The organism is Paenibacillus sp. JT31N17, assembly GCF_056269255.1.
In genome coordinates, this window is sequence record NZ_JBWDNP010000009.1 from 139,497 (window position 1) to 162,301 (window position 22,805).

Consider the following 22,805-nt stretch of genomic DNA (forward strand, 5'->3'; position numbering starts at 1 on the left):
ACTCCATGTGGTCTTTTTTTGGTTGTTATTGCCCCTCGCAGCTTATCCCATACAACCCCTGCATCACAAAATTTGAGTTTTGGCCCTTCCTGGAAGATAATTAACCCAATATAAACCTTGGAGGCGCTCATGAAATTTAAAAATCTCTTCTTTCACATACACTACTGCAATTTCAGGCTGTCCAACAAAGCGGAAATCCTTCCCGTAAAAATCAAGAGAACCCTTCAGCATCATGAGCTTATTTTTATTGCCCATGCAAGGGGCAGCTTTACAATGGATAAAAAGAAATATGAGCTGAAGGATGGCATGCTGCTCTACATTGGGCCTGACATGCTGCATGAAATCGAAACGGATCCTGAGGTTCCCGTTAGCTGCTTTACCGTCCATTTCAGCTATGCGCGTGTGAATATAGAGGAAGGCCAATGGAATATTAAAGAGGAACGGCAAATTCTCCCCCTCCAGGCTGCGCAAGGATTAAAGGATTATTATCAAATTGAGGATGTGTTCAAAAAACTGGCGGAGAGCTGGGATGCAAAATTGCCGGGCTATGAGTTTATGTCCAAAACCTTGTTCCAGCAACTGCTCATTGCCATTGCCCAAAACATAAAAAAAGAAAACCAAAATTTCTCAACTTCGCTGAAAGTAGAGAAAATTATTCAATATATGCATGAACATGTACATGATAAGATCACCCTGACGAAATTGTCTGACCTTGTGCAGTTGTCACCAGCTTATTTATCCAGAGCATTTAAAGAAATTACCGGTTATTCCATTATCGAGTTCTTTAATAAGATGAAGACGGACAAAGCCAAAGAGATGATTCTGGAAGGGAACTGGAAAATCAAAGAAGTTGCCGGAGCACTTGGATTTACGGATGAATTTTATTTTAGCCGCATATTTAAAAAAACGGAGGGACTCAGCCCCTCGGAATTCTACAGCAAAAATGTCCATGGAGATTAATATGTTCCATGGTATATAGCCTTTCCGGCAGCTATGATGAGGATGTTATTGTGAAGTGCTTTTGTACAAACACAGTAATGGAACCATGACAGAAGGAAGGCTATTTTTATGCCCATGTGGAAACGGAATTTGTTCTTTTGCTGGTTTGGAATGTTCGTCACCGGTATTGGGATGAGCCAGATCGCCCCGATCCTTCCGCTTTACATCAAGCAGCTTGGCGTGCACGATTCCGGATCTATTGCCCAATTTGCAGGACTTGCATTCGGGATTACCTTTATCGTCTCAGCTATCTTCTCACCGATATGGGGGATCGCCGCAGATAAATATGGACGCAAACCGATGCTGCTCCGGGCGAGCCTGGGAATGGCGGTCGTTGTAGGCTGCATGGGTTTTGCGCACAATGTTTACGTATTGATCGGCCTTCGGCTGCTGCAGGGGGTGATCACGGGCTACAGCACCGCTTGTACGACCTTGATTGCAACCCAGACAGATAAGGAGCATTCGGGTTGGGCGCTGGGAACCCTTTCGACCGCCAATATTTCGGGTTCTTTAATCGGGCCAACAATCGGCGGTTTTATAGCCGAAAATTTCGGTTTGGAGAATTCATTTTTTTTAACCGGCGGACTGATGCTGATTGCCTTTGTTACAACGGCTCTGTTTGTCAAGGAATCGTTCACCCGACAAGATAAAAAAATACTCCGTATGAAAGAGATCTGGGCCAGCGTACCTGAAAAAAGTTTGACGATTACTCTTTTCATCACCTTTTTTGTCCTGACTGTCGCGTTGTATTCCGTTGAACCGATCATCACCGTCTATGTGACCCAGCTGTCCAGGAGCACCAGCCATGTGGCTCTCATCGCCGGGATCGCATTCTCCGCCTCGGGTCTGGCCAATATTCTCGCCGCTCCCGGACTTGGAAAACTGTCAGATAAAGTGGGGGCTCACAAGGTCGTACTGGTCGCACTCATCGTGGCTGGCATCGTCTTTATTCCCCAAGCTTTCGTTACTAATCCCTGGCAGCTGACAGGACTGCGTTTCTTGTTTGGACTTGCTGCGGCCGGGCTTAGCCCGTCGATCAACATCCTGCTTAAGAAAATCACCCCGGATTCCCTAACGGGGCGGGTGTTCGGGTTTAACATATCAGCCTTATATTTAGGTGCCTTTGGAGGCTCGGTGTTTGGAGGACAAGTCGCTGCGTGGCTCGGAATCCGTTATGTATTTTTTATTACGAGCGCCCTGTTATTGCTCAATGCGGTGTGGGTTTATTTCAAAGTGTATAAGAAACTTAACATAAACATGGCCTTATACAAAAATTAAGCAGAATGGGAGAGAAAAACATGACAGACGTAAAAACAGCGGAAACTGAAGTGCTGGATGCGGAGAAAACAGCGCTGGTCGTTATAGACCTGCAAAATGGAATTGCAGCCCCGGGTCGCCAGTGCGCTCCCAATCCGGTTGAGCAGGTGATCGGAAAGGCAAGAAAGCTGGTTGAAGCTTTCACGGAAAAAGGGGCTTTCGTTGTGCTCGTCAGAGTCTCCACCTTCGACGGCAAAGATATGCTAATGCCAAAAACGGACGCCAAACCGAATGCCATGCAGTGGCCGGAAGGCTGGGATAATCTGATCCCTGAACTGTCGGATTTTAAAAATGCCCATGTGGTGACGAAACGGCAGTGGGGAGCCTTCTTCGGTACGGACCTGGATCTGCAGCTGCGCCGCCGAGGTATCGACACCGTCGTGTTATGCGGAATTTCCACTTCCATCGGTGTGGATACAACAGCAAGAGAAGCTTTTCAACATGGATATAACCAGGTTTTTGTGGAAGAAGCCATGACAGCTGCGGCACAAGAGGAACACGATTATGTAGTCAAGACCATTTTCCCCAGAATGGGCAAGATCCGGACAACGGAAGAAGTGGTTTCGGCGATGAAATAATAGAATGGTGTGCTCATCACTTAACATCTGACCAGCCACTGTGAGGTCGCAGGCTGCATAACGCGTTAGAAGTGGGGAAAGCCTATCTGAGGGAGACAGAGTCGAAGGAGGATTGAAGCGCGAATGGAATCGACGAATGAATTCGTAAACAAGGTCAAGGATACGCAGTCCAAGCAGCAGAAGAACAAGGAACACAATGGTAAAGGCAAGCCTTCACAGAAGCTGCAGAACGTGCAGCATACAAACAATCCGTAGTTGGAAAAGGGCCGTTATTCTGCCAGGCTGCAGAATAACGGCCCTTTTTGCTGCCGCTTTGGAGTATCTCGATCGATCGGCATTTCCGGAATACAGGCGGATTAATGGAAACTTCGCCCCAACCTTCCGTAGTGCCCAACAAAAGTCATGCAGTTGACGCCAGCTACTCCTGTTCAGCCCTCTTATCCGCCTCTGCCGCACGCTGCTGGGCTTCCTTGTCGTTCTCGTCTGCAAGTGTCTCGGAGAACTCGACATCCTCGTTCTTGCCAATCGGCAGCTTGCCGGGAGCTTGAGATTGCTTGCGTGAATATTTATCGTGTGAACGATGTTCGTTCATGCCTGTGCCTCCTTTGCGGTCCGGCAGCTTATCTGTCCATGCGTTGGAACCGCCAAATGACCCTAATTTCCTTAAATTCTCAAAATCCCTGTCAATGTACAACTACCTTCCTCATGTATTATGAAGCAGACAAGTTTTTCTTATTCATTTCAAGGGCTTTTTTACATAATGAATCCGTCCAAGGCAATACTAGGTCAGTCAATCGATATCGACCGTGAGAGATAACATTCCTTCGCGATTTGCTGCGGGGCGTGTTCCTTGAAGAAATCGTGCATGTCGAGCTTGTCCAAACTACGATTAATCAACTGCTGAATGGGGCGGGAGACGTCGATGCCAGGATTAATCGATATGAGCAGATAGAAGGCGGCATTATATCGCATTTTCCACCACATCTCAAAGGAGAGTTTAACATGCGCAAAATAAACGAAATCATGTCAACAAGCTGTATAACCGTTTCCAAGGATAATACGATTTATGAAGCAGCCGGGTTAATGGATCAACATAATATCGGCTTCTTGCCGGTCGTTGATCAAAATAAACTGATCGGGGTCATTACGGACCGCGACCTGGTAATCCGCGGCTATGCAGCCAAAAAAGACGGTACCATCCCGGTTACAGAAGTGTTGACGAAAGACTTTGTAACGATTAAGCCCGACGCAACTGTCGATGAAGCAGCCGAGATTATGGCTGCTGAGCAAATTCGCCGGCTGCCGGTCGTTTCCAATGGAGATTTATTGGGTGTCATTTCATTGGGAGACATGGCCATACGCGAAATATTCGTAAACGAGGCCGGAGAGGCACTGAGCAATATATCTGAGCATAACCATTCTGCTTCCAGTCACATTCAACATTAATTGATACCTGACTTCTGGATAACAGCATGTCTTTGCCGTCGGTAAGCTTTGGCCGATAGACAAGCCTCAGCCTAAGGATGCCTGCAAGAACCAGGGGTATCGTCGTTCTATGCAATCAGGGGATAGGACTCAGACTCCGCAGACGCCGAAAGCCGCATATCTTCTGCGGCTTTTTTATTTTTCGTACCCAGATGCCGCAGACTCGATTATAAATTCGTTAATCCGTCAGACTGAGGCTGATTCGAATAATGGGCAGGATTCACTGTTTGTTGTATACCATTGAAGTCCTTGCGTAAATTTTGCCGCCGATTAACTTTAGTTAATTTATCGCACTGCACCGGTTTGGTAAGATGCAGGTGAGATCGGCAATATGGAAGGAAGTGTACGATGAAACGGAGAGTCAGCCTATTGCTCGTGTTGCTGCTGCTATCGGGCGCATTCGAGTATTACGGCGAAAAAGCGGCCGCAGCGGAAGCGGGGACGGTCATTCCCCAACTGACGGCAGGGGATTATTTCAGCGCAGGTATTGCCAGCGATGGAACGGTGTGGTCCTGGGGCAGGGGCGCCGATGGCCAGCTCGGCAATGGAGAGGACAAAAACAATGCTTCTCCCGTACAGGTCGCCGGCATATCCGCCGCCAAATCGATCGGCTCCACGTACGACAGCTCGTATGCGGTCATGAACGACGGAACGGTGCGCGCCTGGGGAATGGGCGACACCGGCCAGATGGGCGACGGCACAACCAATAACCGGCTTGTGCCCGTTACGGTGCCTGGACTGCAAAATATCAAGGCGGTGGCGGGAGGCCCGGGTCTTCATGGGCTTGCCGTCGGTACCGACGGCAGCGTATGGGCCTGGGGCGCGAACGACGGCGGTCAGCTGGGTGACGGTACGACAGACCAGCGCAATACGCCGGTTCAGGTTTCCGGCTTAAGCGGCATCAAAGCCGCTGCGACGGGCGGCTCCTTCAGTCTGGCGTTAACCGAGGATGGCAAAGTATGGTCATGGGGCTGGAACAAGCAGGGCCAGCTGGGCAATGGGACATCGGACCAGCAGCGGGAGACTCCTGCGGCGGTCCCGGGCTTGAGCGGCATCGTGGCGATTTCCGCCGGATACAACCATGCGCTTGCGCTCGATGCCGACGGCTTCGTGTGGGCCTGGGGACAGAACACGAACGGCGCGGTCGGCGACGGTACCTATACGGAACGGAGAAGTCCGGTGAAAATCGCCGGAGTAAACGGCGTCGTCTCCATCTCCGCCGGTTTCTTTCACAACCTTGTGCTGAAAGCGGACGGCACGGTGTGGGGCTGGGGGCTGAACAATTACTATCAGCTCGGCCTTGGCGGCGGAGATAATGTCAAGCGCAATGCCCCGACCCAGATACCCGGGTTAAGCAGTATAACGGCGGTAGCAGCGGGGCAATTTCACAGCATCGCCATGGACAGTGGCGGATCGGGATGGGCCTGGGGTTACAACGACGGCGGGATGCTTGGCGACGGAACCTCTGCGTCCAAAACCTATCCCGTCAAGAACAAAGCCAATTTTGACCTTACGGCGCCGACTCCTTCGGACGGCATGCTTGCCGCAACCGGAGTTAGTACGTCCGGAGTGACGCTGAGCTGGACGAAAGCCGCCGACAATATGACGAAGCAGATCGGCATCCGCTATATCCCTTACATCTCCGCCAGCGGCAACATCGATACCGCAAGCCATGTCCAGAGCAACGGAAAAGCGGCCGGCCCCTATCTAATAGACAGCGGCTCCTTCGAGATGGCGGGCCTGCAGCCGGATACGGCCTATTATTTCAATGTCATTGCCGAGGATCTTGCAGGGAACAAAAGCGCCTATAAGATGCTGCGAGTGAAAACCGCTTCTATTCCGGCCTATACGCTGACGTATGACGGCAACGGGAATACCGGGGGCGCCGCTCCTTCGGACGGAAGCAGCTATGAGCAGGGCATGTCGACAACCATACAGGGAAATATGGGATTGCTGTACCGGAGCGGGTATATGTTTGCCGGCTGGAATACAGCTGCGGACGGCAGCGGCACGCCCTATATGCCAGGTGCCCAACTGACGTTCGAAGCCGTTGATATTACTCTGTACGCGCAGTGGACGCCCAATACTGCGGCCGACACGGAGCCGCCGAAGGTGATCTCCACGGTGCCTGGCAGCAGTGCCGAAGGAGTAAGCGCCGGGACAAAGCTGTCGCTGACATTCGACGAGCCGATCTCCGCCGTGGCGGGCAGGACGATTGTCGTCAGCAGAGCAGAGGACGGCAGTCCAGTGGAAGCCGTTGACGCCTCCAACCCGGACCGGGTAACAATAACCGGCCTAACGGCAACGATAAGGCTCTCTTCCGGGCTCTCCTACGGAACGGCCTATAACGTTAAGGTGGCTCCCGGAGCATTCAAGGACGCGGCGGGCAACGATTATGCGGGCATAACCAGCCCGGGAGCGTGGACATTCACGACAGCCCGGGAAGCCGTAGACCCGGTTCCTGGCGCCGACGCCACGCTCAAGGGGCTGGATGTCTACGCGGGAGCGGAACTCCTGCCGATCAGCCCGGCGTTTGGGCGAAATACGACGGATTATACAGTTTCCCTGCCGAATTCCGTCGCCGGATTGACGGTTACGGCATTGGTGTATGAGAGTCGTGCAGATATGACCGTCAGTATGTATGACGATTCCAGCAGACTTGTCAGCGGCCCGTTCCCGCTGGCCGACGGGCAGGCAAGCGGAGCGCTGCCGGTCGATGTCGGCCGCAGCCGGATCGAGCTGACCGTCGTGGCTGAGGACGGTACGGCGCGAGCGTACAACATCACGGTGACAAGAGCACCGGTGTACGATGTTCCAGCGGCAGAGCCGCCGCCTGAAGATGCAAGCCCGGATACTGCAGGCGCAGGAGGTGAGAGCAGGGACGGGGACAATTCCGCTGACTTCCCGTATCTGACTGTGAACGGCCGGCCAAGCGGGGCGGCGACCGTAACGAACGAGGATTCGGAAGGCCGCGCGATCATCACCGTGAAGCTGGACGCGGCCAAGCTCATCGCCGATTTGGCGAAAGAAACGGCTGCGAATCCGCTCGTGGCCGTCGAGTTGGATTCGGCAGCGGATCAAGCGTCCTTGCAGCTGTCGGGAGAAGGGCTTAAGGCGTTGGAGGACAAAGCGGCGGACCTTGAACTGCGGGCGCAGGAAGGCAGCTATCGGCTGCCGGCGGCGCAGCTGTCATTCAAGCGGCTGACCGCTCTGCTCGGGGAAACGCCGCCGCCGGAGGAATTCGCCCTGCGGCTGGATATTATCAGAAGCAGCGCGGATAAAATCGCGGCCTTGAACGCTGCGGGCGGGGAAGCGAACTTTATGACGATCGCCCAGCCGCTTGATTTCCGCGTCACCGCCTCCTACGGCGGCAAAACGGTCGATGCGGACAGCTTTGACGCTTATGTAGAGCGGGAAATCGCCCTGCCGGGTTGGATGAATCCAAGCCTGCTGTCGACGGCTGTCGTACTGGCTGCGGACGGCTCCGCGCATCCTGCGCCAACGCGCAAGATCATCCGCGATGGGCAACCCTTCGCCGTAGTGAGCAGCATGACGGGCAGCACGTATTCGTTGATTCATCATGATGCCGCATTCCCCGATATGGCGGGGCATTGGGCCGAATTGGCCGTCAGCGATCTAGGCTCGCGTCTTGTCGTAAACGGAATGTCGGATGGATTGTTTCATCCAGAAGCCGCCGTAACCCGCGTCCAGTATGTGGAGATGCTCGTCCGGGCGCTGGGGCTGACCGGGCAGGCCGGCGCGCCCGGCTTCAAGGATGTACAAGAGAGCGACTGGTTCGCGGAGGCGGTCAGTATGGCGCGGCAGTACGGCCTCATGGAGGGTGGCCTGGACGGATTGTTTCGGCCGGAAGAGACGATAACGCGCGAGGAAGCCGTTACAGCGCTGGCCAGAGCGATGAAGCTCACTGGCCTGGAGACGGACTCAGCGGGAGCCGACGGGGATTTTGCGCTTACAGACTTCGGGGACAGCGCGCAGATCAGCGGCTGGGCCAGACAAGCGGTCGCCACCGTCGTCCTCAGTGGTCTTGCAGAAGGAGCGGACGGCATGTTCAGGCCGCAGAGCGATTTGAAGAGAGCGGAAGCCGCGACTTTCGTGCAGCAGCTGCTGCAGCAAAGCGTCCTGATCGACCGCCGGTAATCCGGAAGGCATGCCAGGTAGAAAACTTTTCATGAACCGGCCTGAATGGGCCGGTTTTTTTATTTGCCTCATCAACATTCTTGACAACTAATTTAGCGCGTTAAATGAGTGAGAACACACTTAAAAATAAAGGAGTTAGATGTATATGGAAAAGATTTGGTTGGTAACGGGAGCTAATCGTGGATTGGGACGTTCAATAGCGGAAAGGGTTCTTGAGAATGGGGACCGCCTGGTGGCAACAGCGAGAAATGTCGAGCGACTTGCCGACCTTAAGGAAAGCTATGGAAACCGCATCCAGCTGGCAACGCTTGATGTGACAGATCCGACAGCCGCTCAAACTGCGGTGCAGCTTGCTGTCGATGCCTTTGGCGATAATTGATCCGTTTTTCTTTGGGAAACTGAATCGTTATAAAGGTACCGAAGGAAAAAACATTGCCAAAGCATGAGTAATGCCGCTAAAAATCAACTGGAAAAAGTTAAGGTTTATAATTGGAAGGATATGAAATATTTGTTGTAAAGCTCAAAGCGCTCTATGTAATAAAGCTGAATCCTGTAATTGGATTCAGCTTTATTCTTGTAATTGGTTATGGGACATTGCGTTTGTATCGGGCAATGGTCCAAATCATCTAAGAGACATCTTTCAAGTATTTGGCTGTTCAAGGCTTTGCTTGCCAAGACTGTTGCGCCATGCGGTCTGGCCCATCAAGTCGCGCATGACCGTCATGTAATTTTCTTCCGACGTCGACCATCTCAGCCTCGCCATCTCTTCCGCGTCGGGACCTGAGACATACCGGAGCCGGTCAGACTCGTCTCCTGCTGCTTCATAGACAATGGCGGCAACATGTTCCTCATTCGCATCTTCGAACGGATAATTCATCATTGCGTTCATCATCCGGTCAACGTACACCTTATATTCAGGAGGAGTGGGAGCATCTTGGGAGGCGGACAGAGTGCTTGGGGTAAAGTTTGTGGTTCTAATGGCTCCCGGCTCAACAAGTTTTACCGTGATGTTTTGCGATTCAAGCTCGTAGGACAGCGATTCCGACAACCCCTCGATCGCATGCTTGCTCGCCGTATAGACCGTCAGCAGAGGGCTCGCCGCGTAGCCCACACCGGAGCTGATATTGACGACAGCTCCGCCGCCCTGCTTGCGAAAATGCGGTATGATCGCCTGAATCACGTTCATGACGCCGAATACGTTGGTTTCGAAAATGTCGCGCACCATCTTCATAGGTGTCGCTTCAAAAATCGAAACAACGCTGATACCGGCGTTGTTCACAACGGCGTCTATCCGCCCAAACCGGGCGACTCCCGCCGCAATTGCCGTCTCAATGCTGACAGGATCGGTGACGTCCAGCGCTGTTACGAAAATCCGATCGGGATTTTCTGCCGCAATACTTTCATCCGGCTTACGCATGGTCGCAATTACATTCCATCCCTCGGAAGCAAACTTCCTGGCCGTTGTTTTTCCCAATCCAGTCGAGCAGCCCGTGATGAATACAGTTTTTGTCATTGAAGCATCTCCTTGTCAAGAACAGTATAATATCGTTATGATGTGACGAAACAATAGAACTTCAATTCCCATGAAGGAAGTGTCAATTGAAAACTAAAATCACCCCGCCTTGTTAAAACGCTGCAGCGTTTGTCTTAACTCTATATAAGCTTACTAGGTAGAAGTGACTCTAAGTCAACCTTTTTTTTGAACCCTATAAATTACAGGTATTTAGTTGAAAAAACGACCTTCATAATGTAAAATACATTAAAGTAACTCTAATGTGGATGGTGAAAATATTGCATGCTCTATACAGTTAAAGAGGTTTCAGAAAAAACGGGTATCACTCCGCATACCTTGCGTTTTTATGAGAAAGAAGGCGTGCTGCCCCATGTTGACCGGGATGTGAACGGGGGGCGGGTATATAATGACACGAACATCGATTGGATCGAAACGGTGCAAGCTCTGCGTTCAACAGGTTTGCCTTTAGCGGAAATCAAACAATATAACGAGTTATATAGGGCTGGGGACAGTACGCTGCAGCAAAGGAAAAGCATGCTGGCTCACCAGAAACACAAGGTAGAAGAACAAATACAAAAGTTAATGAAAACATTAGAAAAGCTGAACTATAAAATGGCGTTGATTGACGCCCAGGAAAATAGATTTGAGAAGCTGCCTTAGCAGAATCAAAGGGAAACTGACGGCACACCCGAATAAGACACAATCTCATTATGTGAGAAAGTGTCTTATTGTCCGTTCTCTGGATCAGGGAGCATGCACTTTATTTCAATAATGACATCAGGTTCTTGTCTTCCGATGCCGGATTACGGGAGCTTTTTTTTTAGAATATGATAATAACCGACTAAACGGAAACAGGATGAGGAATGCAATCAGGTTCTCCGAAAATGTAAAATACACATCCCAAGACTTTATATGTAAAATACCCAACGAAATCAATATTAAAGAATTAAGGCCAGTTATCAGGCAGAGGAGGACTATTTTAACGGATAGATGCAGTTTAAGGGTAAATAGGATAACGATTAAAATACTAATGAAAAAACACTGAACAGCAGCGAATACGGTATTATCGCGATAAGGGTCCTCAAACCATCCGGTTAAAAAAAGGTGACTCTTTATGATTGCATAGATTACATAATCCATTGATACGCGAAGGCTGAAAATGATGAAGAATAGCGTTGCAAAGTATAGAGGAGGGTGGAGGAACTTTTCTATTTTACGAAACCAAATTTTTGCGAACCCGAAATAAAACGGGAGGCCAATAAGTGTATATATAGATTTCCACCAGTGATGCTCATAAATACCCAGCTTGAGGAAAAGACACTCTATTCCAAAAAATATTCCGGAGAACAGCAGAATCCATCCAAAGTTTAAATAAAAACCGGCTATTACAATCGAAGCAGAAGGCAAAGAAAACGCATTGGATACAATTGCGCCAAGAATGTTATCGTCATAAGAATTATCTAGAATGTCGGGGATGTAACGATAGCTGTCAAAAAGTATGCAGATAAAAAATTCGATTGAAAAACCCACTCCAATCATCCCGAAAAGTAAACTGATTAATTGGATTTTCTTTGTTTTTATCACCATAAATACGTCTATGATGATGCTTATAATGACGAGAGAGAGGTACCAAACATAATTTGGCACTGACATCATCCCCTTCTTCCAAATATTACTTTCTGTCCAAAATAAGGCAGACAGATCTTCGTTAACCCAATCTAATTATTCCCTGCTTCATCGGATTGGATTCAACCGGTTGTGCTTCACTATAGCTGTGCAGTATGTGAATATGATAAACTTGATGAAATCCTTCAAAATAAGGAAGTGTCAAACAATGAATATCGAAATGGTTATGCAGGAGCTTGAAGCTCTCGGCAAGGAACGAACCAAGAAAATATACGTATCCAATGGCGCGCACGAACCGCTTTTTGGTGTGGCTACAGGCGAAATGAAGCCCATCGCCAAGAAAATTAAAAAAAATCAACCTTTGGCTGAGCAGCTTTACGCCACGGGGAATTACGACGCCATGTACTTCGCCGGCGTAATTTCCGATCCAAAAGGAATGACTGAAGCTGACTTTGAGCGTTGGATAGATGCGGCATATTTTTATATGCTTTCCGATTACGTGGTGGCCGTAACCTTGGCGGAAACAGATATTGCGCAAGAAGTTGCCGATAAATGGATTGCAAGCGGCGAAGAGCTGAGAATGTCAGCGGGCTGGAGCTGTTACTGCTGGCTTTTGGGTAATCGACCCGATGGTGAATTTTCCGAGAGCAAGCTTGCCAATATGCTTGAAATCGCGCAAACTGCGATTCAAGATTCTCCCGAACGAACAAAATACGCTATGAATAATTTTATTTATACAGTCGGGGTATCCTATTTGCCGCTTCATGATAAGGCGCTCGAGACCGCAAAGGCAGTAGGTCCGGTAGAAGTAAAACGGGACAAGACCAAAAGCAAGTTTTTGCTCGCTTCCGAAAATATTCAAAAGGCAGTTGATAAAGGACAGCTTGGCTTCAAACGCAAATATGTAAGATGTTAAGTTGCTTCGCCGCAAGAAACAAGAACATTATCTTATTAATTGCCGCGGAAATCGCGGCTTTTTCATTTTAAGGGCAAGACTAATGACTAGCTAAAGGAGGGCCGTATATATGAAGTCTCATACCTCTGACCGTATTAAATTCCCGCCGGGATTTTGGGCAGGATTATCACAATTAGGGATTTCCGCGCACGACGTAGCTCGCAAAGCACGACTGCCGCTCACTATTATTACTGAACCGCTGGTCACCACCGCCCAATATTTCGCGATCTGGCAGGCATATTCCGATCTTATCGGCGACACTGCCAAAGGAATTATCAAGCTTGCGACTGTCTTTGAAACAGCAAAGTACCCGCCGTCCGTCTTGGCGACTTACCATGCTCGTGACTACCGCGACGCTCTAAACCGAATGGTCCGGTACAAACAACTATGTCCCCCCGAAAGCTTGCGTATCACCGAGGAGGGCGAGCACTGTACAATTGAACTGGAATGGCTGCATACCGGACAACCCGGTCCACCGATGCTGATTGGTATCACGCTGGCATATCTACTGGAGCTTGGGCGCCGGGGCACAGGTCAGCCTTTGACGGCTCAGTCCGTCGAATTTTCGCACTCCATGGGCGATGTGCAGGCTCTTGAAGCTTACTTCGGCTGCCGAATCCGGATTGGTGCAAAATGTAACCGGTTGACTCTGCATCGAAGAGATCTGGACCGCCCTTTTGTCTCGTACAACGAAGAGCTGCTGGAGATCCTGACTCCCGTTCTGGACCGGTCGCTCAATGAACAGCAGAGCAGCCGCTCAATTGCCGAGATGGTCAAATGGATCATGAAACGCAGCTTCACAGGAGGGTGCCCCGACATTCAGGCTGTTGCGAAGGAGCTCAATATGAGCGATCGTACCTTGCAGCGCCGGCTTGCTGACGAAAACACGAGCTTCAAGCAGCTGTTGACACAAGCCAGACATGAGCAGGCACGAGAGTACTTGGCAGACCCCTCGCTCGATATTAAAGAAGTGGCTTTCTTGATTGGATATGAAGACCAGAACTCGTTCTACCGCGCCTTCCGCCTTTGGGAAGGTGACACTCCTTCAAATTATCGCACTGAACATTCGGGTACAAACTCAATATCAGAAGGACGGCAAGGAAGGCCGCCCATTCATTAATATAGAATTCACAACCTAACCAAAACGGCAGAGAACCCGTATTTACTGAGTTTTATCATTTGGCGGGTCAAACAAGAACTTTGGCGCAGTATGCTAGTTACTGAACAATCCGGAGAAGGTAATATAATCACTGTCCAACGTAAATGTATTAACCCTATATTAAAATAAGGGCAATAAAGCAGTAAATACCAAATAAAGGAGAAATCTATTATGGATATGGGATTAACCAATAAAACTGCTTTAGTTACAGGATCAACAAAAGGGATAGGCAAAGCAATTGCCATTGAACTTGCCAAAGAAGGCGTTAATGTACTCATAAATGGACGGAATTATGAAGAGACAGAACGAATTGTACAAGAAATGAAGTCAGATTTTCCGGCTACCTTTCCTCAAAATGCCGCAGCCGATATTGTGGATATTGGGCAAAGAGAAGCATTATTTGAAAAATATCCCAATATCGATATTTTAGTTAATAATATGGGGATTTATGAAATGATGAAATATGAGGACGTTGATGATGAGATATGGGAAAAATACTTTCGTACCAATGTTCTTGCTGCAAATGGATTATCTAAATTTTATTTGCCTAAAATGTTGAAAAATGATTATGGCCGCATTATCTTTATTGCGAGTGAAGAAGCAGTTATGCCTTCAGGACAAATGCCTCAGTATGGTATGACAAAATCAATGCTGTTATCATTGTCAAAAAGCTTATCCAAATTAACGACAGGAACAGAGGTCACAGTCAATACGATCATGCCGGGACCAACACTCTCTGAAAATGTGCATCAAATAATCGAGGGTATATACCCTGATAAAGATATGACTTTTGCAGAAAAAGAAAAACATTTTATGGCTGCAAACCTGCCTCAATCTGAAATACAGCGATTTATCAAGCCTGTTGAAGTAGGCAGACTGGCTGCATTTGTATGTAGTCCATATGCATCCGCGTTCAAGGGTTCTCCGATCCGTATGGATGGGGGAATGGTACCGACTATTTTTTAATATTATTTCAGCCAGGCAGCGGCGTTAAGCCTATTGAATGGGTATACTTGAAATATCCGCACACAGGAGGGGAAGCAGATGAAACGAAATCGCTTGGGAAAGTCGGATCTATACGTTAGTGAGATCGGTCTCGGGTGCATGTCGCTGGGTTCGGACGAGGCCAAGGCCGTCACCATCATCCACGAAGCATTGGAGCATGGCGTGAATTTCCTTGACACCGCCGACCTCTATGATGAGGGGCGCAATGAGGAGATTGTTGGCAGGGCGATCCGGCACCGCCGCGCCGATGTCATCGTGGCGACCAAAGTCGGCAACCGGCGGGAGCCGGGCAAAGAGGGCTGGTCCTGGGACCCTTCCAAAGCTTACATTCAATCAGCGGTCAAAGAGAGCCTAAGAAGGCTTGGAACTGACTATATCGATCTGTACCAGCTGCATGGAGGAACGATTGAGGATCCGATCGGGGAAACGATTGAAGCGTTTGAGGAGCTTAAGCGGGACGGGCTGATCCGCCACTACGGGATATCGTCCATACGTCCGAATGTAATAAGGGAATACGTCCGGAGAAGCGGAATTGCAAGCGTAATGAACCAGTACAGCATGCTTGACAGGCGTGCCGAGGAGGAGGTTCTTCCGCTGCTTGCAGGGCACGGGATCGGCTTGATCGCACGCGGACCACTCGCTGGCGGCATCCTCGCGGCGGGCGGGGAGGGCAAGGCGGACCGGGATTATCTCGATTACAGCCGTGAGGAATTGCCCGCCCTGCGCAGGAGTCTCCTAGGGCTCGCTGGCGATACACGAACGCTGGCGCAGACCGCCATTCGGTATGTGCTGAGCGATCCCGCGGTGAGTGTGGTAATTCCCGGCGCAAGTAGTCTGGAGCAGCTGCGGCACAATGTATCGGCCGCTGCTGTGCCGCTGTCCGTCGACGAACGAGAAGCAATACAGGCTGCGACGAGACCGAACCGTTACAAGGATCACCGGTAGCGCCTCATTCCTATATGTCTGTCCTTCAAATTAATTGGATGTATTAAACGATGTTTTTCCATAGAATTTTATACTCTTACCAAATTTCAGGTGGGTTGAGAGGTGTTCAATGAATAATATAAACGTTGATTTGGTTGTAAGATTAATTAATGATCAATTTCCGGAATGGGCTGGTTTAGATATCAGGCCTGTAAAAGTTAGCGGGAATGATAATAGAACTTTTCATTTGGGCGAACATATGAGTGTAAGGTTACCAAGTGCAGTATCCTATGTTCCTCAAGTGGAGAAAGAACAAATATGGCTGCCAATATTATCTGAAAAACTCTCTTTACCCATTCCTGTACCTTTAGCCAAAGGTAATCCAAGTGAAGAATATCCATACCCTTGGTCTATCAACAAGTGGTTGGAGGGAGAGACAGCAGCTCAAAAGAATATTAATGATTTAAATCAATTTGCCAGAGACTTAGGGGCATTTTTAATTGAATTACAATCTATTGATGCTAGTGGAGGTCCATTAGCCGGGCAGCATAATTTTTATAGAGGTGGAGCTATAGCTGTATACGATGAAGAGTCTGGAAATGCAATTGAGAATAATAGAGATATTTTTGATGAACACGTATTGAACGAAATATGGCAGCTGGCATTAGATTCTAAATGGGAATCAGCTCCAGTTTGGGTTCATGGCGATATAGCACCGGGAAATCTGCTGGTTAAGGACGGGAAACTCTGTGCAGTTATTGATTTTGGAATATTGGGTGCAGGGGACCCTGCTTGCGATGCGGCAATGGCATGGACATTTTTTGACGCTAATAGTAGAAGAATATTCAAGAATGTATTAAATATGGATGAAGAAACCTGGAACAGAGCAAGAGGATGGGCTTTATGGAAGGCTTTAATAACCTACAATGGCAATAAAAATACAAGCAAGGCAATAGCAGAAGAATCATATAAAATAATTAATAAAATAGTAGATGATTACGAATCAGCGAAAATACAGGAATAATTTGCCGTAAGACTCAGGAATGCAACACGAACGAGCACGATAGCTTGTTAAAAGATATTTGACGAAGGAGCTGCTGCGGCAGCTCCTTTTACTTTTTCGAACGACCCAAAGGATTCGTGAATCAAACTGACCCACATACTTGCCGACGTTTCGAATAAATTAGCTGCTGCGGCCCTGGGAACCGCAACTCCCGCTTATTGTATCTATACCAGTCTGCTAAGGATTTCACATTCCTGAAATCTTCTCACTTTTCTTCCGCATCTTTGGGAAGCCGTAGTGCCGCGGGAGGGAACGCAGCGAAAGGCTTATGCGGCTCCGTCTGATACCAGTAAGCCGTGCTGGAATAATCATGGGAAAGCTTGTTGGCATGTCCATGCTCTATGGTGACGCGAATGGATGAGGAGAAGCGGATGGGATCTTTGATATGAAACCGGTACATGGCGTTTTTTCCCCTCCAGCGCCATTCGGCATCGCCCTGGTTTACCGTGATGCCATGCCAGGGAGCGTTATATTCCTCGCTGGGACCGAATGCCGTATTGAAATAGTCTTCCGTCCCTGTGCCGACAATAGTGGGATACGAATCGCCGTCGATAAAAATCATGTCGTCCCCTTCACCGTACCAGTCATTAGCCTGCATTTCGGTACAGTCTATATTCAAATTGCAGCCGACATAATGGCCTCTGCCCACAGCTTCCAGAATGACGTAATTGTCCTTGCCATCCAGATTCGGCGTCAGCCACGCCTCGGGGAACCAGTCCGGATAACCGGGCTTGTTCGCTTTCCGGGTAAGAATATTGACGCCGGGATCAGCCCAGCCCTGCGTGTCCCGCTCTCTACGCCACTGGGCATGGAAATACCCCACATCTCCGCTCAGGTCGTCGTAAGTTTCGTAATCTACATAGAAGTAGAGGCTGACGGATGATTTGCATTCGTTCGTCAATTCCAGCCGCGCGGATGTTTTAAACGGCATCGGGAAAAAGCAATTAAATCCTTTACCTCCTTGGGGGCTCATCATCAGCGGCTCGGAGACGAAATTTTTAATCAGACCGTGACCGATTCCAAAGAAATCACCCAAGGGAGCCTCAACACTGGGAGCGGCTTCATCATCCCAATACATTCGCAAAACCGTTTTCCGTGTATACAGCGGATCACTCGTTCCTACTGTGCACCATAGATGACGAATGATGGCTGTCTCATCAATTTCGGCGAAGATTCGCGTTTCACCTGGAGCGATATCGATCCAGTCCTTGTTCCCGCCCGATTTGTCATGGCTTGAAATTCTTTTGCTCTTGCAGTCTTTCAATTGAAACAGCGTGTCCAGTGAGTTTCCTGCCAATAGAGGGTTCATAATGATCCATTCCTTTCGTATTCGGGTTATAATTGGATTTCTTTGCGTGCCGGGCTTGCCGCATCTCTCTAGAAATGGACATATTTCGGAATGCGAATGACAGCCTTTGTGCCGTACGGCTTCAAGCTATGGAACGTCAGACCGTATTGCCGGTCAAAAAACAGCTTCAACCGATGATCGACATTTTGGAGGCCGTACCCCTTTTTGCCGTTCACCAGCACGTCACTCACGGTTTCGTCACTCATGCCGCTGCCGTTGTCGATCACCTCGAGCAAAATATCGTTTCCCTGCTCGTAAATGTTGATAAGGATAGCGCCCTGGTCACCCTTGCTGATCCTGGACGCGAGACCGTGCTCGATGGCATTCTCGACGATGGGCTGCAGGATAATGCCGGGCATGTGATATTCCAGTATCTTGTCTTCGATGGTGTAAGCTACATCGAAAGAATGGTGAGACGAACTTAACTGGATATCAAGATAAGCCCGGACATGGGCCAGCTCGTTCTCGACCGTTGTCACCATGTGCCCGCGGTTTAACGTCGAACGGTAAAAGGCCGAGAGCGAGACGGCTATTTTGGAAATATCCTCGTTTCCGCTTTGTATCGCCTTCCAATTGATTGTTGACAACGTATTATATAAAAAATGAGGATTGATCTGTGATTGCAGCGCTTTGATTTCGGCTTCCCGCTGCTGCGCATGGCTGACGTGCAATTCGTCAATCAATTGTCTCGTCTGCTTCACCATCGCGCCGATATTATTGGTCATCTCTCCGATCTCATCCCGGTAGCCGGAAGCGATACTCGCTTCGAATCCGCCCGATACGACTCCGGCAAGCAGACGGTTGAGCCGTGCGATGCGCCTGACGAACGTACGGGAGAACAGCATGATGACGATAAAGATCAGCGCAACAACAACAATTGTAATAGATAGGGTGGAGCGGAAGGCGCTGCCGAAGGAGATCATCGACGAGCGGGTATCGGTGTACATATACAATTCCCAGCCTTCCGGATATACCTTTTCATGAAAGAGAAGGAAATCATCATTGCGTTGGCTCATTTTCTCTAATTCTGCAACTGTGGCATTGCCGTTTGCGACGGGACGCTCCAGACGGTCTTCCCGATAGACGACCTCATTGTCGCTGTCCATAATCAGCATACCGTAATTTTTCAGCTCGGAAGAAACATTGTTGCTGAGAATATAGTTCGCGTCGATGTCCAGAGAGACGATGGCAGATTGGCCCGGCTCGTCCAGCGACAGCACCTGCTGCGCCACGCTCAGATGGCCGTCCTTGAAAATCCAGACGGCATCAATCGTATCAACGACGGACAAAAACTCGAATTCGTCGATCGATTCCTCCAGATCGATAAAGTTTTCCCTGGCATTTTTAATGTCGCCGTTAGTAAAGATGCTGATTTGCAAGATCTCGCTGTTCATCATTTTCAAGGCGTTGACCATCGGATCGAATTTAAAGTTGATATCATAATATTTATCGTAATTACTGGCATATTTCCCGTTGATGATTCTCATCATCGTCGTGTCCGACGTCATCAGTTCGAAGGCGTTTTCAATTTTTTTCAGCTTTTGCTCCAAATTGCTTCGGGTCGTGACCGAAATATTCTGGAAGGTTGTTTCTGACTGATCGATAATAAATCGATTCGTCTGGATAAACGAATAGATGACCCAGGTCACGACCGGAATGAGCACAACGACGAGGTAGGACAGCAGCAATTTGTTTTTGAAGCGGAGATTAAGGAAGAAACGAACAAACGGATTCATGCCCGTTCCCCTTTTTCTCTCATATGATTGGGCGTAACACCAAAATATTTACGAAAGATCAGCGTAAAATAGGAGGGGTTGTTATAGCCGACCTTCTGGCACACATCGACAATCTTCATATTCGTTTCCAGAAGCAGCTTCTTCGCGTTCTCCATGCGGCAAAGTGTGATGTATTGGATAATGCTTTTGCCGGTTTCCTTCTTAAACAGACCGCTTAAATAGCCGGGGGAGAGGTAAATTCGCCCAGCAACCCATTCCAGGCCGATTTCTTCGCAATAGTGACTTTCGATTAAGGCAACAGCCTGGGAAATCGCTTTTTTCTCGCTTTTTCCTGTATCGGAATCATTGAATGGCTGCGATAGGGGGAGATCGTCTAGCAGCTGCAGCATCAGCTTCTCTTTTATGAAGAAGGATGCGCCGTTATAATCTTCGAACAGCTTGCGCCGATTTTCGCGCTCCCGGCTGCGTTCGTCCAGCTTCGAGCGTACACGGGAAATGATGGGTACAAATTGATTGACGTCAACTGGCTTCAAAATATAATCTTCAACCTTCACCTTGATCGCTCTGTGCATATATTCGAATTCGTCGTATGCGCTGGAGATCAGGATGATCATTTGCGGGTACAATTCCTTTATTCTCTCCGACAGCTCCAGCCCGTTCATCAGCGGCATTTGAATGTCCGTAATGAGGACATCCGCCGGCCACCGCTGCAGCAGCTCAAACGCTTCCTGCCCGTTGCACGCCTTGTCAATCTCGAAGCAAAGCTCCTGCTGCTTAATCAGAAATGCCAGTCCTTCCCGTTCCGTCCATTCATCGTCCACAACCAGAACACGATACATAGACATCCTCCCTTGTGAAAATAGTTTAACTTCATAATCAAAAATGAAGTCGCTTTCATACAGCGGGAGAAAATGACGAAATCCGCTCAAGACCAGCGTACTGCAATTTCGCGGCAGTTGCATTTTTTTTGCAGCTAAAGGTTGTTGTAAAAATGAAACAGATAGCGGGCAGCGTCCAACGCCGGGACGTGCTTTCCCGGATCCAGCCGGCTTTGCGCAAACCGCAAGCGGTGCGGTGCTGGACCGGCAGGTCGGTCGGGAAACGCTACCCTTTTACAGCACCCATTACAAGGCCTGTAACAAAATATTTTTGCAGGAACGGATAGACGAGCAGGATCGGAATTATGGACACGAACACCTTGGCGGCATTAAACGTTTTGTTGGAAATTTCATTCATGCGCTGCAGCTCTTCCATCGACAGCATGCTCGTTTCCCTGAGCTCGACAACGAGCTGCTGCATATACGACTGGAGTGGCAAATTGGCCGACGTGTTGATATAAATGATCCCGTCGAAAAAGGCGTTCCAATGCCCCACGATGGAAAACAGCGTAATTGTGGCGATCGAAGGCGCGGCCAACGGAACGAAAATCTTCATCATCATGTTCCACGGGCCGGCGCCATCGATGCGGCCCGCTTCTTCCAGCTCGCCGGGCAATCCTTTGAAGAAATTCATCAGGATAATGACGCTGAACACCGGCACGGCGCCAGGCAGAACGAGCGCCCAGATCGTGTCCAGCATATTCAGCTTGTCGATGAGCAAATAATTCGGAATGATGCCGCCATTAAACAGCATGACAAACACCAGAAACCAGATATAAAGGTTACGCTGCGGAAAATAACGCTTGCTTCGGGATAATGGATAAGCCATCAGTATGCTCAGGATGAGATTGATGCTTCCTCCAAGCAAAACCCGGAAGATTGAGACGCCGAACGAGCGAAAGAACTGCTCGTCCTCCAGGATGGCATGATAGGAGGCAGTCGTAAACCGGACCGGCCAGACCGTAACCATGCCTGCAACGGCCGCCGCCTTGTCCGAGAACGAAACGGCTATCGTATGAACGATCGGGAAGAGGCAAGCCACCGTTACAATCGTCAGCACGATATAGACGACGGCGTTCATCAGCTTCTCTGACAGCGATTCCGAATGCACCATATGAACGGCCCCCTTGTCCTCAGAAGATTTTATAGCCAGCGAATCTGTTTGCCAGAAAATAGGATACGGAGATCAGTACGAAGCTGACGACCGACTTCAGTAAACCGACGGCCGTACCGAGGCTGAACTGCATATCGACCAGTCCCATCCGGTAGACGTACGTGTCGATAATATCACTGGTCTCATAGACGAGCGGGTTGTACATATTGAATACCTGGTCGAAGCCGGCATTCAATATGTTCCCGAGACTGAGTGCCGACATCAGAATAACGGTCGGAACAAGCGCGGGCAGCGTAATATGCATTAGCTGCCTGAGCCGCGAGGCGCCGTCCATGGCGGCAGCCTCGTACAGGTTCGCATCGACGGCAGTCAGGGCCGCCAGATAAATAATCGCGCCGTAGCCGAATTCCTTCCAGACGTCCGTCGCCACAAGAATGGGGCGGAACCAGAAGTTGCTAGCCATGAACATAACTGGCTCGGCGCCGAATGCGGCAACAGCCGAATTGATGACGCCGTCCATCGAAAACATCGAGACGAAGATGCTTCCCACAATGACCCAAGACAGAAAATGCGGCATATAGACAATGGTTTGTATCGTTTTCTTATAGGTGCGGTTCCGCACCTCGTTAAGCAGCAGCGCGAAGCCCACGGGAACGATAATGCCAGCTGCGATTTTCGCCGCGGCGATAATGCTGGTATTTCTCAATACGCGTATGCCGTCGGGAATTTGAAACATGTACCGGATATTGTCCAGACCGACCCACCTCGAATCGAGTATGCCCTTGGCGGGAATATAATTTTGAAAGGCGATAACAAGCCCGAACAAGGGAATGATGCTGAAGATGATCAGCAGGACGACTCCGGGAAGCACCATCAAATTGTAGTTGAGCACCTCTGTATTTCTTGCTTTTCGATTCGGTCTCGTCATAACGGTCCTCCTTCGGTCA

The 22,805-nt window shown here is 49.3% G+C and carries 22 protein-coding genes; 13 read left to right on the forward strand and 9 right to left on the reverse strand.

Annotated elements, in window-relative coordinates; translation table 11 throughout:
• Nucleotides 1-63 precede the first annotated feature (63 nt).
• Nucleotides 64-339, reverse strand: coding sequence for a hypothetical protein (locus AC0YOB_RS24910; RefSeq protein ID WP_475795174.1), 276 nt, complete (start codon nucleotides 337-339; stop codon nucleotides 64-66).
• Here AC0YOB_RS24910 and AC0YOB_RS24915 point away from each other — a divergent pair.
• The 4 genes from AC0YOB_RS24915 (at nucleotide 274) to AC0YOB_RS24930 (ending at nucleotide 3,149) form a co-directional block, all read left to right on the forward strand.
• The gene (locus tag AC0YOB_RS24915) at nucleotides 274-960 is read left to right on the forward strand and encodes a helix-turn-helix domain-containing protein (RefSeq protein WP_475795164.1); all 687 of its coding nucleotides are present in this window, start codon (nucleotides 274-276) and stop codon (nucleotides 958-960) included. The genes AC0YOB_RS24910 and AC0YOB_RS24915 overlap by 66 nt on opposite strands.
• Before the next feature lie 108 nt (nucleotides 961-1,068).
• Nucleotides 1,069-2,277, forward strand: coding sequence for a multidrug efflux MFS transporter (locus AC0YOB_RS24920; protein WP_475795055.1), 1,209 nt, complete (start codon nucleotides 1,069-1,071; stop codon nucleotides 2,275-2,277).
• Nucleotides 2,278-2,297: 20 nt separating this feature from the next.
• A complete protein-coding gene (locus AC0YOB_RS24925) occupies nucleotides 2,298-2,894 on the forward strand; it encodes an isochorismatase family protein (protein ID WP_475795056.1) in 597 nt (198 codons plus the stop codon).
• 123 nt (nucleotides 2,895-3,017) lie between these two features.
• Nucleotides 3,018-3,149, forward strand: a complete 132-nt coding sequence (locus AC0YOB_RS24930) for a DUF4023 domain-containing protein (RefSeq protein ID WP_210040941.1) — start codon at nucleotides 3,018-3,020, stop codon at nucleotides 3,147-3,149.
• Nucleotides 3,150-3,312: 163 nt separating this feature from the next.
• Here AC0YOB_RS24930 and AC0YOB_RS24935 read toward each other — a convergent pair whose 3' ends face one another.
• Together AC0YOB_RS24935 and AC0YOB_RS24940 are read right to left on the reverse strand one after the other, a co-directional pair.
• Nucleotides 3,313-3,486, reverse strand: a complete 174-nt coding sequence (locus AC0YOB_RS24935; protein WP_475795057.1) for a YfhD family protein — start codon at nucleotides 3,484-3,486, stop codon at nucleotides 3,313-3,315.
• A gap of 194 nt (nucleotides 3,487-3,680) precedes the next feature.
• Complete coding sequence (locus AC0YOB_RS24940; RefSeq protein WP_475795058.1) at nucleotides 3,681-3,866, reverse strand: hypothetical protein; 186 nt, start codon at nucleotides 3,864-3,866, stop codon at nucleotides 3,681-3,683.
• 30 nt (nucleotides 3,867-3,896) lie between these two features.
• Between AC0YOB_RS24940 and AC0YOB_RS24945 the strand changes: the two genes are divergently transcribed.
• From AC0YOB_RS24945 to AC0YOB_RS24955, 3 genes are all read left to right on the forward strand, one after another.
• Nucleotides 3,897-4,340 (forward strand): CBS domain-containing protein, encoded by a 444-nt coding sequence (locus AC0YOB_RS24945; protein ID WP_475795059.1) that lies wholly within the window; start codon nucleotides 3,897-3,899, stop codon nucleotides 4,338-4,340.
• Between the two features lie 387 nt (nucleotides 4,341-4,727).
• The gene (locus AC0YOB_RS24950; RefSeq protein ID WP_475795060.1) at nucleotides 4,728-8,537 is read left to right on the forward strand and encodes an RCC1 domain-containing protein; all 3,810 of its coding nucleotides are present in this window, start codon (nucleotides 4,728-4,730) and stop codon (nucleotides 8,535-8,537) included.
• A gap of 145 nt (nucleotides 8,538-8,682) precedes the next feature.
• Nucleotides 8,683-8,916: an SDR family NAD(P)-dependent oxidoreductase gene (locus tag AC0YOB_RS24955; RefSeq protein ID WP_475795061.1), complete on the forward strand. Its 234-nt coding sequence runs from the start codon at nucleotides 8,683-8,685 to the stop codon at nucleotides 8,914-8,916.
• Nucleotides 8,917-9,177: 261 nt separating this feature from the next.
• Here the strand turns inward: AC0YOB_RS24955 and AC0YOB_RS24960 are convergent, their stop codons facing one another.
• Nucleotides 9,178-10,050, reverse strand: coding sequence for an SDR family oxidoreductase (locus AC0YOB_RS24960; protein ID WP_475795062.1), 873 nt, complete (start codon nucleotides 10,048-10,050; stop codon nucleotides 9,178-9,180).
• A 282-nt stretch (nucleotides 10,051-10,332) separates the two neighbouring features.
• Between AC0YOB_RS24960 and AC0YOB_RS24965 the strand changes: the two genes are divergently transcribed.
• The 6 genes from AC0YOB_RS24965 to AC0YOB_RS24990 all read left to right on the forward strand — a co-directional run bounded on the left by AC0YOB_RS24965 (nucleotide 10,333) and on the right by AC0YOB_RS24990 (nucleotide 16,743).
• Entirely contained in the window at nucleotides 10,333-10,710 is a 378-nt protein-coding gene (locus AC0YOB_RS24965; RefSeq protein ID WP_475795063.1) for a MerR family transcriptional regulator, read from the forward strand.
• 1,174 nt (nucleotides 10,711-11,884) lie between these two features.
• Entirely contained in the window at nucleotides 11,885-12,592 is a 708-nt protein-coding gene (locus AC0YOB_RS24970; RefSeq protein WP_475795064.1) for a DNA alkylation repair protein, read from the forward strand.
• A 109-nt stretch (nucleotides 12,593-12,701) separates the two neighbouring features.
• Complete coding sequence (locus AC0YOB_RS24975) at nucleotides 12,702-13,751, forward strand: helix-turn-helix transcriptional regulator (RefSeq protein WP_475795065.1); 1,050 nt, start codon at nucleotides 12,702-12,704, stop codon at nucleotides 13,749-13,751.
• 210 nt (nucleotides 13,752-13,961) lie between these two features.
• Nucleotides 13,962-14,756 (forward strand): SDR family NAD(P)-dependent oxidoreductase, encoded by a 795-nt coding sequence (locus tag AC0YOB_RS24980; protein WP_475795066.1) that lies wholly within the window; start codon nucleotides 13,962-13,964, stop codon nucleotides 14,754-14,756.
• Nucleotides 14,757-14,834: 78 nt separating this feature from the next.
• On the forward strand, nucleotides 14,835-15,740 hold the full coding sequence (locus AC0YOB_RS24985; protein WP_475795067.1) for an aldo/keto reductase: 906 nt from the start codon (nucleotides 14,835-14,837) through the stop codon (nucleotides 15,738-15,740).
• A 109-nt stretch (nucleotides 15,741-15,849) separates the two neighbouring features.
• Nucleotides 15,850-16,743 (forward strand): aminoglycoside phosphotransferase family protein, encoded by an 894-nt coding sequence (locus AC0YOB_RS24990; RefSeq protein ID WP_475795068.1) that lies wholly within the window; start codon nucleotides 15,850-15,852, stop codon nucleotides 16,741-16,743.
• Nucleotides 16,744-16,987: 244 nt separating this feature from the next.
• On the opposite strand, the gene AC0YOB_RS24995 is transcribed toward AC0YOB_RS24990, so the two are convergent.
• From AC0YOB_RS24995 to AC0YOB_RS25015, 5 genes are all read right to left on the reverse strand, one after another.
• Nucleotides 16,988-18,091: a glycoside hydrolase family 172 protein gene (locus AC0YOB_RS24995; protein WP_475795069.1), complete on the reverse strand. Its 1,104-nt coding sequence runs from the start codon at nucleotides 18,089-18,091 to the stop codon at nucleotides 16,988-16,990.
• A 68-nt stretch (nucleotides 18,092-18,159) separates the two neighbouring features.
• Nucleotides 18,160-19,866: a sensor histidine kinase gene (locus tag AC0YOB_RS25000; RefSeq protein ID WP_475795070.1), complete on the reverse strand. Its 1,707-nt coding sequence runs from the start codon at nucleotides 19,864-19,866 to the stop codon at nucleotides 18,160-18,162.
• Nucleotides 19,863-20,705: a response regulator transcription factor gene (locus tag AC0YOB_RS25005; protein WP_475795071.1), complete on the reverse strand. Its 843-nt coding sequence runs from the start codon at nucleotides 20,703-20,705 to the stop codon at nucleotides 19,863-19,865. The genes AC0YOB_RS25000 and AC0YOB_RS25005 overlap by 4 nt, the downstream gene beginning before the upstream one ends.
• A 265-nt stretch (nucleotides 20,706-20,970) precedes the next feature.
• A complete protein-coding gene (locus AC0YOB_RS25010; RefSeq protein WP_475770378.1) occupies nucleotides 20,971-21,858 on the reverse strand; it encodes a carbohydrate ABC transporter permease in 888 nt (295 codons plus the stop codon).
• A gap of 19 nt (nucleotides 21,859-21,877) precedes the next feature.
• Entirely contained in the window at nucleotides 21,878-22,786 is a 909-nt protein-coding gene (locus AC0YOB_RS25015) for an ABC transporter permease (RefSeq protein WP_475795072.1), read from the reverse strand.
• Nucleotides 22,787-22,805 lie beyond the last annotated feature (19 nt).